Below are 9,052 nucleotides of genomic sequence, written 5' to 3' on the forward strand. Positions count from 1 at the left end.
GTTCCTAAAACACGTGCTTTATCATAAACCTCAGCATTGCCATAAATTCTAGTTTTATCAAGAAACTTGCCATAAATTTTTGCATTTCCATACACTTTAGCATGTCCAAAAATATCACCATAAACCAATGCGTTCTCATATACTTGCGCATTGCCATAAACCTCAGCTCTAATATGCACGCTAGCATTGCCATAGACCCTTGCATTTTCATAAATTTTTGCAGATCCAGTAATTTTTGCATTATCCGAAACATGGGCATTATCGTAAATACGAGCATCACCATAAACCATGGCATTGCCACCGACCCAACAATCACCATTATGAGCTAAATTTGCAACCTTATGTATAAAGCCGCCTAAATCACCAGCTTTTATATTAGCAAAATCCCTTAAAGCCCGAATGCGATAAAGAGTATAATCACCAACCTCTATTGTCTCTCCTGTAAATTCGTATTTTTTTGCAGGCTGTTGTTTATTAACAGATGCAGTTTCATTTGAAATGGAAGAGATAACGGGGGTGTTGTTTGATATATTTGTCATAATTAAAACCTGTTTGAATAATATTGTTATTGACAGCCCAGAAGGGCGCCGGGTGCTAACAAACACGGCAAACAGTCCGTCGTTACACTTTTCTCATAAAGAGTATTGTATGGTGTAACCACACCCGACAAAATCATTATATGCTAATCATAACATAAAAGACAGTCAGTATTTTAAAAGATGGGAAAGATTGTTTCGTAATCTACCCGCTGTTTGTTTAGTGTTGTTAAGCACTTGATTATTTATATAACAAAATACGTATTTATTGTCAAATAATATTTTATCTTTTTTGATATTTTTTCTTATTTTTTAAATACGTTGTGTGTTGATAATGTCTTATGCCTATTAATTGCTTCTTTTATATTTATATGCTTTTAAAGCTATATTATTGGCTTTCTTAAATGATTGCGTTATTTTCTGAATCTATACATTTATAATATTTAGAAACGCTCTCATGATGCGTATTTTAAACTTTATAACCTATCAATTTTGTCACTAAATGAATTTTAAATTTTTTGTGAATTTTGTTTATAACATATTTGCAACTTAACAGCTTTTTATAGAGATGGTCTTTATAACCAATGCATTCATTTGCATTATGATTATAAAACCTTGCTGTTTTTATGCATTCTCTATAGCTGTTATATGCTTTATAGCCACCGCATCATTTTTCATTTTCATAAGAGAAACGATAAATAGGATAATTACGATTTATAGACTGTTATGAAAACATCTCAATAGAAACTGATAATTATAGAGATGAGCAAAATCTCTTTTAATAGACCGTGTCAGTGTTGTCAGTTCCTTTTAAGACCCTCTATTATTTTTTTTATGAGTAAAAATTAAAAACATTATATTTCAATAGCTTAATATCTTTAAAACATAACCCATATCAAGAGTACAATCTTGAAAGATAACCAATGATGTGAATTGATTAAAACCTGTCAGTTATGTGTCAGTAAATTGAACTGACAAAAGTGATCATTTTAGTGAGTCATTAAAACGTGTCTTATGAAAAGCGTATGACCCTTTAAAGCCTTTCAAAAGATAGCTTGTAACTCATATGAAATGCTATCAAAATCATTATGGTTATGAGTTTTGAAGGGGTTTTGAGTTTTGAGGGTTGCTGCTATTATGTAAAAAAACGATAAAAAGTAAAAACGTTATTTTTCAATATGTTAAGATTTTACAGACCTTTAAAAAACAACCCATATTGATAACACAACCTATAAATTCAACTAATAATATACGTTTTGAGGGGGTTTTGACGGTTTTTACACCTTCAAAACCTATAAGCAAAATGAATATACATAACTCTCTTTAAACAAAGCTTTTGATAACAATAAAGCACTCATTTTAGATTACGGTATAATCTCTTAAAGGCAATGTAAAAAAATCTAATTCACTTTAAGAGTGGATTTCATAAATTTTGCAAAACAATCTAAAAAAATTATTTAAAAATTCAAATCGTATCTTTAATTTGAATTATAAATACATTATTAGACTTTTGCATTAATCAAAGGTTTATGATGATGAAGTTTTTTATTTTACTTTGTTTGTTAATACTCACAGCTTGTGGTCCTATAACACATTTGAACGGAATTGTTGATCCAAACTACAAGGGACGATTTCAAACGAAAAAGGTGGTCATAGGAGGTGTTGGCATGTCTATTTCTGAGCAAAAAGAACTTGAAGACACCTTTGAGAAATCCCTCGTTAAATACAATGTACAGATATTGAGAGGATTAGAACTTTTCCCTCCAACTCGTAATTATTCCTATAACGAGAAAGAGGAAATTATAACAAATAAAGGCGCAGATGCACTCCTAATAGTTAGCGTTGATAATCGTGCTATATCACAGACGTATATCCCGCCAACATATCATCCGGGAACCTCTACAAGTACTATTTCGGGATTTGGAAACTTTGCTACCATAAAAACTGAGACGACACCAGGTTATGTGACCGGTGGATATAATATTAGTAAGCCCGCCATAAGTGTTAGTGTTTATCTTATTCACCATACAAAAAACAAAGAAACCATATGGCTAGCAAAAGGCTATAGCGATGGAAATGCTTTTGCATCATTTTCTAATCTCATAGTAAGCGTTGCTGAAACAACTGTTGAAAAACTAGCCAAAGAGGGGCTTATAGTCCCAAAGTAGAGTTAGGAAAATAGCAGCATAATCACGAATTTTAGCCACAAGGTCGATGTTAATAAAGCTATCATTTTAGATTACGGTATAATCTTTTAAAGGCAATGTAAAAAAATCTAATTCTATTAAAGAGTGGGTTTCTTAAAAGTCTTAAAGCAATCCCAATAAGAGTGTTTAAAAGTACAAAGCCTTATTTTTAGAATAACGCATATTAGGATTGTATCTAATCAACTTAACAAAAGAGGTATAGATTATAGTTATAAGCTCTATACCCCTTATGCGTTTATCATACCCATTATATGAGCATCTTTATAAGTTATTCAGTTTCTCTTAATACCAATTTGGGTAAGTTCTTAACGATTTTCATGGTTTCTAAACTTACCGTAATAACCCTTTGAAACAACTCCAATGGGTAAGCAGGGTTGCCAACGGTTTCAACAGCATAGCGATTGGCATCATTCACAATACCACTCTTTTTATCAGTCTTTACACATTGACGCTCCATAACCCATTCAAGAGCGGGCTTGCCATTGACGATATACTCATAAACTTCAAGAGGGATATCTGTCATAATGATATTGCTGTTATAAATAACCGTTGATTTATCTTTCTCTTTACCTGCTTTTGCGAATTTCATTTCAGTCACATAATAAAATTTTTCGGGATTATAGATCTCTGTTTGTTTTGGATTACCTTTTTTAAAGGTTACTGAATACGGCTCTACAGTTTCATAGTTTATGTGCAAATGCCCCAGTTCACGCCCTGCGGTTACAAACTTCCAAAAGTCATCAGCACTCTTTACACAAGGGATACGAGGCAGTTCTTTAGAGAGGTTATCAGCATAACGGGTGCGATAATCTTCCGAATGAAGTAGACCGTAAACATAATAGAATAGATCATCTTTTGTTATGGCTTCATTAGGATAAGCAGCTTTAAAATGTGCTAATCCCTCATCCGTAATGGCATCACGCTTCTGTAAACCAGCTGTTTTACTTTCTTCTGTAAATAAATGGGATTGTTTCTCACTTTTACTTTTTGAGACCGTAGTATCTTCGTAAATATATCTTGGAAAGCATTGACTTTTTTCTATTGAATCAAAATTAGGTAAATCCTTACTCATTAGTACAGAAAAACCTTTCATTGCACCTACGCCTGTCACTTGTATTACTCTATTTTCAACCGCTTGTTCCATCGGGAATATACATGGAATTTGAGCAACCATTTCATTAAAGGCACGATTATAATAGAGCCATTGTTGTGTAAAAGGACGATATAAACTTTGAATAAGGCATGTATCTTCAAATTCAAAAATCTTTCCTTTAGTTAAATGTTTCTTAAGATTAATACTCCAACTAATTTTACTTTCATCGGCATTAACAAAATTGTCTACAGTTTTAGTACCTGTTTTACCGTCATTATGTGTATAAACACCATTAAAACGCTCCACTTCACTGTTATAGAAGGCAATCATATTACTCATGTTTTTCGCTAGAGCTTCAGGGCTTGAGTTGTATGTCCAAGCATCACGACTCGTCATAATACCGCGAGAAAAATTTTCAAACAGCTTTTTACCATGACTTTTCTTATCACCTAGGGCTAGGAATGTTTTGAAACTCTCATCACGTTGATTTATCCAATCACCATGTTCATCCGGCGTGATCATTTGCCAACTTTGTTCACGTGTAATGCCATCAATACTACCAAAGTATTCAAGAGCTGTAAGTTTTTCTTTTGTCGTGAAATTATTACCAATGTCATGATAGTAAATTTTACAATCTCCGGAAGCATTGGGATTTTTGATAAACAATGTTATTGCAATACCAGTCATACTACCATTGCCAAAAACATTTTCACCTTCTTGAGCTTTCCCATCGCTTAACATATTTTTACGAATATCCCCCCGTAAATTAAGCACATAAATACTCGTAAACTCTTTGGCTAAAGATTTTCGTAAGCTATCCATTGTTGGCTTTTCTATGTAACCAGAACCAGAAACAAAGCCTATTACCCCAGCATTACTAATACGGTCACTTGCCCAACGAATGGCACGGATATAGCTGTCATAAAGTGCTCGTATATTCGTTACTTTCGATTGAGCAGCATAAGTTTTACGGATACGTTCATCTAATATGGGATAAGGGCTGTTCTTTGCATTATCATTTTCGCTTTTTTGCCCTACTGAATAAGGAGGATTCCCAAAAATAACTTCAATATTGAGGTTTTTCTGAAGTTCTAAATATTCACTGTTTTTCTCTAGTAAACCTCTCATCAGATCTTGTTTTTCAAGCATCCGGAATGTATCGGTTAAACCAATATGTTTGAAAGGAATATACTCTCCTTTCTTCAAACTATGATAAGTCGATTCAATGTTAATGGCTGCTATGTAATAAGCCAGTAAAACAATCTCATTGGCATGGATATCATGACGGAACTTATATTCCATATCCTCTGGTTTTATGAGATTTGATTGTAAAAGCCTTGTGATAAAGGTACCCGTTCCAGTGAAAGGGTCAAGAATAGACACTCCACGTGATCCCAAGCTTTTTCCAAACTCATTACGCAACACATCATCAACAGAATGAATGATAAAATCAACAACCTCAACGGGGGTATAAACAATGCCAAGCCTATCCGTGGTTTTCTTAAATGCCTTGGTAAAAAAATCTTCGTAAAGTTTGATAATAAGATTTTGTCTTGCCTGTGGTTCGGTAATGCCAGAGGCACGGAACTTTACGCTGTCATAAAACTCTTGTAATTCTTTGGATTCTTCCTCGATATTGGTTTTGTCGAGTTCTGTTAAGATTTTTTCCATTGCTTGCGAAATGGCATTGTTTTGTACAAATTCATTGCCCTCAAACAAAGCTTCAAACACGGGACGCGTCACAAGATGTTGCGCAAGCATTTCAATCGCATTTTGTTCGGAGATAGTTGTATTTAAATTACTACGTAATTCGGTCATAAAATCATTAAACACACGCCGTGTTTCAGTTTCTGATTTCGTCAAAACCTCAGTTAAGCGTGTGATATGAGTTTGAGCAAGATCACCAACATTTATTGCCCATTTTTTCCAATAGCTAGGGTCGTAAAATCTATTAACAATAGCAGTTTTAATGACATCTTTACATTTAGAAAAAAGGGGGAGTTCACCTTGTTCTTCACATGTGTGAGAGGATTCATAAGTTGCTAACCCAATATTAAGTCCTGAAAACTCTAATTTTGAGCGTATAGGTAAATCATCAATAACCGTGGTCGTATCTTCTAACGCAAGTTCTTGAGAAGCAGCAACAATTTCAAGAGCATCGCTTACGTCTTGTTTTTTGTGCATATGGTGAATTATTTTATTAAAGTTATCATCATGAGCACGTAAAGCATTGAGAACTTGCCAGATGATATTATACTTTTGGTTGTTTTCTAAGGCTATTTCCGGCGGAATGTCAGCGGGTATCCCAACGGGTAGAATGATATAGCCTCTTTTTTTACCCTCTGCTCGACGCATGACGTGTCCTATTGCTTGAATAATCTCAATTTGACTTTTTCGCGGGTGTAAAAATAGAACGGCATCAAGAGCAGGAACATCAACACCTTCAGAAAGACAGCGTACATTGGTAAGTACACGGCAGGTATTTTCCCCCGCATCTTCCTTTAACCATTCAAGTTGTTTTGTACGCTCTTTAGCACTAAAGGTTCCATCAATATGGGCAAGGGTACAGTTAAGAGGAGGAGTATCTTTATAGTTTTTATGAAGAGCGCGTAAAGATTCTTGCACTTTTTCTTTTTTGAATCTTTTGCATATGCGTTTAGAAGTCTCAATATCTTTGCAAAAAGCTAAAGCTCTACGCATGGGTTTGGGGTCATCTTTAAGATCAAGTTTCAGATCCATTTTGGTAAGGGCTCTATAACAGCCATTAATCTTGGTCCTATCGTCAAGAATAAGTTCATAATTCTTATCGGTTATCAGATGTTGAATGGATTGGCTTACTTCTTCTTCGTTGACAACTAATATGATAACTTTACAAGGTGCTAACAGCTTATCCTCTAAAGCACGTGAAAAGTTGTAAGTATAAAGTTGTTTGCCATAGAGTTTTTCATTATCCATGGACACCAAAACGTTATTGGATAAGAAAGCATTCCTTTTCAGCTTGTCACTAAAGATCTTTGGGGTTGCTGTCATGTAGAGGCGTTTTTTGCCTCGAATAATGCTATTGTCATGAACCTTGATAAATTCAGATTCATGCTTTTCTGTTCCCAACACAACACCAGTTGTTCTATGGGCTTCATCACAAATGATCAGATCAAATTCAGGTAACCCATGGTCTTTTTGTGCATCCGAAAGCACTTGGATAGAATGGTAAGTTGAAAAGATAACCGTCATTGCATCTGTTAGGTTTTCACGCGCTTCTTTGGCAAGGGCTTGGGCATCCGTGGTAGCAGGGAGCACAAGATCTGATGTTTCCATGCCAACAATATCATCTTGGTTTTTACGACGCTTGCCTACTTTTGTATCCGAACACACAGCAAAAGAACGCAAAGGTACTTGTGCATCGGCTGTCCATTCACGGATCGTTTGCGAGACTAAAGCAAGCGAGGGCACCAGAAACAACACACGCTTGCCTGTTCCTGCTATGGTTTCTGCTATCTTTAAACTGGTGAAAGTCTTGCCTGTTCCACATGCCATAATCAGCTTACCACGGTCTGCTTCTTTTAACCCTTCACAGACTTTCTTGATGGCTTCTTCTTGATGTGGACGAGGCTCTTTTGTTGATTTCAGAAGAACTTCTTGTTTTGTTGCAAATATTTGCCAATCTATCCGACTGTTTTCCATATGACGAAGGTCAATACGATAAACGGGTATCGCTTGTCCTTTAATCATGGCATTCACATTGTCACTTAATTCCACTTCTGTGGTATCAACGAGAAGACGATATTTAAAGATGTCTTTTCCAGAGGCAGCGATAAAGCTATCAATATCTTTTTTACTGATCTGATGGTCAGCTTTATAAAACTTACATTGAATAGCCACATATCCCTCTTGATTGCGAAGCTTTGCCACCAGATCAATGCCGATATCATTTTTATTCCAACCTTCACGCTCTGTTGCCCATTCATAATAGCTCTCAACCGTTTCATATCGTCCAAAATGGAGAGGGTCATGCATAAGATAAGCCATGACAAGATTTTCAAACAGCGTTCCCAATTCACGGGGTGATTTTGCTTGTTGACGATAATATTCCAAGAGAGAGCGTAAAGAGACATGTTCATGATCATAATGATGAGGGCGAAGCATAAAGAATAAACTCCATGACAATATATTCTATTGATTAATTCTCTTCAAAAGAATAAAAATGAAGCTTATTAAATCCATTTTGAATGAATAGTGTGAAAAATTCGGAAAATGCTAAAAAGCGGATAAATTTTTTTCAAAAGGTTTTTTAAATGCGGTTTATCCACAGCCCATGGCATAGGATAAGATCAGCAAAATAGTGAAATTTTCTGTTTATTTTATGGGAAAAAGACAAATTTGATATGTGCTTTTAAGATATCATAATGAGTATTTTGATAGGTTTTATGAGTCACTAAAATAGTCTATTTTGTCAGTTTAATTTTCTGACACAAACTGACAAATATATATTATGGATTGTATTTAAGGTTGTATTGTCGATATAGGTTGTATCATTAAAATACTAACATATTGAAATATAATGTTTTTAATTTTCTCTCATTTAAAAAAATAATATAGGCTCTAAAAAGAACTGACAACACTGACAGCACTGGACAAAACTCTTCTGTTCAGATCATTATCTTTGGAGAAAGGTTGCTTAATGCGCTGTACAGAGAGTTTTGCCTATTTGAGTAGAAAGTTTTAAAAGAGGTTTCTTTATTGTTTTCTATGATGGTTTTTGACGACAGGATGTTCTTGATCGCATGATGTCTCGTTTATATGCGTGTTGAGTGGCTTAGAGGAGCTGGAGAGTGAATTTATCTCTAATTATTGATAAATATATTGTAGCATTAAACTGGGGATATTGATGTATTAACCATTGACGGGCTAAACAGTTTTGTTTAGAGGTTTTTCCATAGAAATGTGGGGGAGAGATCTTCAGCAGTTAAAATAAAGCAGTTTTTGGGTGTCACTTTTCTTTGGTTACAGAGGCATGTGCTTTTGTTAAAAGTGTTATAGGGCAGTGGCTGTTTTGAGTGGACTTGTTAGCGGTTCCATGAAGTTCTTTTAAATCATGCTTCATGAATAGTGCAAAGCGGGGGCAATCTGTATTGTTTTGTGTATTTTTACGCCAAAGTTCTCTTTTGAGAATTTTTCGTGCCATTGTTGTTTTCTTTGGCTTGTTTACAGGTGTAAAT

4 protein-coding genes are annotated in these 9,052 nt (G+C 34.9%); 1 reads left to right on the top strand and 3 read right to left on the bottom strand.

The window, feature by feature from the left end; all coding sequences use genetic code 11:
• Positions 1-539 (bottom strand): hypothetical protein (locus ACFIQC_RS08630; RefSeq protein ID WP_375707037.1); only part of this gene is annotated, 539 nt, incomplete at its 3' end.
• A gap of 1,664 nt (positions 540-2,203) precedes the next feature.
• On the opposite strand from ACFIQC_RS08630, the gene ACFIQC_RS08635 reads away from it, so the two are divergent.
• On the top strand, positions 2,204-2,704 hold the full coding sequence (locus tag ACFIQC_RS08635) for a hypothetical protein (RefSeq protein WP_375641104.1): 501 nt from the start codon (positions 2,204-2,206) through the stop codon (positions 2,702-2,704).
• A 307-nt stretch (positions 2,705-3,011) separates the two neighbouring features.
• Here the strand turns inward: ACFIQC_RS08635 and ACFIQC_RS08640 are convergent, their stop codons facing one another.
• Positions 3,012-7,979 (bottom strand): DEAD/DEAH box helicase, encoded by a 4,968-nt coding sequence (locus ACFIQC_RS08640; protein ID WP_375707038.1) that lies wholly within the window; start codon positions 7,977-7,979, stop codon positions 3,012-3,014.
• An 844-nt stretch (positions 7,980-8,823) separates the two neighbouring features.
• Positions 8,824-9,052 (bottom strand): hypothetical protein (locus ACFIQC_RS08645; RefSeq protein WP_375707039.1); only part of this gene is annotated, 229 nt, incomplete at its 5' end.

The sequence above is a fragment of the Bartonella sp. AA126HLJHH genome (assembly GCF_042197425.1).
Classification (GTDB): Bacteria; Pseudomonadota; Alphaproteobacteria; order Rhizobiales; family Rhizobiaceae; genus Bartonella.